This window comes from Dietzia sp. DQ12-76, assembly GCF_014145045.1.
In the GTDB taxonomy this organism is placed as follows: domain Bacteria; phylum Actinomycetota; class Actinomycetes; order Mycobacteriales; family Mycobacteriaceae; genus Dietzia.
This window is the reverse complement of sequence record NZ_JAALDV010000513.1, coordinates 1-2,156: the sequence shown is the minus strand read 5'-3', so window position 1 is coordinate 2,156 and position 2,156 is coordinate 1. Positions and strand designations below refer to the sequence as shown.

The window sequence follows — 2,156 nt, the reverse complement described above, 5'->3', positions numbered from 1 at the left end:
TGCTGGCGGGTGGGAGGCTCGTGCTCGCGCGCGACCTCCCCACCTGTACCACCTTCGGTAGTAACCCTTCCCCTACCACCTCCACCACCACTACCACCGGGGGTTCTCGGTGAATGGTTCTCGTTGAACGGTTCTGAATGGTTCTCGGTGAACGATTCCGAACCGTTCTGAACGGTTCGGGTGGAAGGGTCCAATTCGGTTCCCCCGAGAGCTGGCATCGTCTGATGGAGGGCCATATGCGCGGTCCGATAGGCCAGCGCCGACCCCTTGAGCTTCTCTCCCGCGGGGACAGTCTCGGGGTCGTCGGCGTAGCGCTCCCGGGCGATCCGTGCGAGCTCCGCACCGATGAGCGGGCGTAGTCGACGGGACCGCACCAGGAGTGCCGCGCGGCACGCAGAGGCCAACACGTTGGGCTTCTGGGCAACGCCGTCGCGGCGCATGAGGGGCCGGATGAACACCTCTTCTGTGTCGGTGTCGATGTAGGCGAACCGGGCCTGTTCGAGCTCGCGAGCGGCGGCCACGAGCCGGTCCTCGTCGAAGTCCGGGAGTTGCCGGATGAGCTGGCGGGGTTGCCAGGGTCCGGTGCCGGCTTGGGAGACGGTTGGGGAGACGACGAGGCGTAGGTAGACGCGGTCGGCGTCGGCCGACAGTGCGATGACCGCGGGGTCGTCGAAGTAGTCCAGGCCGAAGGTGGCGTAGCTACGTGGCATGAGGTGGTGCCTCCTCTATGAGCGCGAGTACGGCGTGGGTGAGGCCACGCAGCAGTTCCGGAGTGGGGTCTGCGGCGCCCCACGCGTCGAGTAGGGATTGCTCGGCCGCGGCCCGATGCTCAGCGGGGGTCACGGCGTGGCTCGCTTCATGAAGCAGATCCAGTGCGTCCTGCTCTGTCGGCCGGAGCGGTGCCCATAGAGCGGACGCTCAGGCGTGAGAGCGAGCACTTCAGCCACGGGGATCTGGTCCTCGTTCCACTTGAAGATCAACGTCCCATTCGGGCGGAGCACACGGAAGCATTCGAGGAAGCCCGCAGTCAGATCGTCGCGCCACGTGGGGAACAGTGCGCCGTACTTCGTCCTCGTCCAGGAGTTCTTTCCGAGACGCTTCAGGTGGGGCGGGTCAAACACGACGTGGTGGAAGGTGGCGTCCGCGAACGGCAGCTCTCGGAAGTCGGCCTGCACTCCCGGCCGTATGTGGACTGTTCGCCCATCGCAGACCTCAGTGCTCTCCACCCGGTTGTCGAGGAAGATCGCACGCTCGTCGTCGTGGTCAAACCACATCATTCGAGAGCCGGCGGTCGTGTCCAGAGCGACGATCTCGCCACCGTCACGCTGACGATCCGGGGCGGTCACAAGGTCACTCCCAGAAGTGCGGCGAGAGCGGCGACCTCGTCCCACCGGGTGGTGTCGCCGTCGTGGCGGTCAGGGTGGGCGATGGCGCGGGCACGCCTGACTAGACCCTTGTCCGTCTCGTTGCCTACGGCTCCGCCGATCTCCGAAAGCCGGTCCCGCGCCTCGTCCGCTGTCATCGTCGTGGCCGTGCTCTCGATCGCCCGCCAGCCGCGGTACTGCTCGCCCGACTGGGCGACGCCGTACCGGTTGATGCGACGCAGCGACTCCATCGTCAGGGCGATCGCCCGCAGGTTGTCCTGCCACCGCTCGAACGAGTCGCACGGGAACGACAGCGAGCCCTCGGATCCGTTGAACGACAGGATGACCCCGGGCGACCACGCCTTCGCGTGAGCCAGCGGGTAGCCGCGGACACCGAAGTCGGCCTCCGGGATGCACACCTGGAGCACGGCATCGTCGGCCTGGGCGTGCCGCAGCTCGTCGTCGAGCAACTGCAGGGTGCTCGACCACGGGGCCGAGAACGGCGACCGGCGCCGCTCCGCGGTCTCCTGGCCGAGCCAACGCTCGACAGGTCGCACGGTGAGGAAGTCGGGCCAGCTACTCACAGGACGGCCCTCTCGTCGCCCTCGGCCCGGAGCACGGCGTGGTCGGGGGTGCTCATCTTGTCTCCTTGCGGTTGTATGCCGGTGCCGAGGCGGGGCGGCCGGCGAGGATCCCGTCGACCCCGTTGCGGCGGCCCCGGTAGTGATCGCGAAGTTGCATGCATGCGGCGATGGCGGGGCAGGTCCCGCAGACGCGGCGAGCGGTAGCCAG

3 protein-coding genes are annotated in these 2,156 nt (G+C 67.7%); all 3 read right to left on the bottom strand.

Translation table 11 applies throughout. The features are described 5' to 3' along the window. Positions 1 to 710 (bottom strand): hypothetical protein (locus G6019_RS15865; RefSeq protein ID WP_375539773.1); only part of this gene is annotated, 710 nt, incomplete at its 3' end. Between the two features lie 129 nt (positions 711 to 839). Beyond that, complete coding sequence (locus G6019_RS15860) at positions 840 to 1,346, bottom strand: class I SAM-dependent methyltransferase (protein ID WP_309230311.1); 507 nt, start codon at positions 1,344 to 1,346, stop codon at positions 840 to 842. After that, complete coding sequence (locus tag G6019_RS15855) at positions 1,343 to 1,948, bottom strand: molecular chaperone DnaJ (RefSeq protein ID WP_182613459.1); 606 nt, start codon at positions 1,946 to 1,948, stop codon at positions 1,343 to 1,345. The genes G6019_RS15860 and G6019_RS15855 overlap by 4 nt, the downstream gene beginning before the upstream one ends. Positions 1,949 to 2,156: the final 208 nt, after the last annotated feature.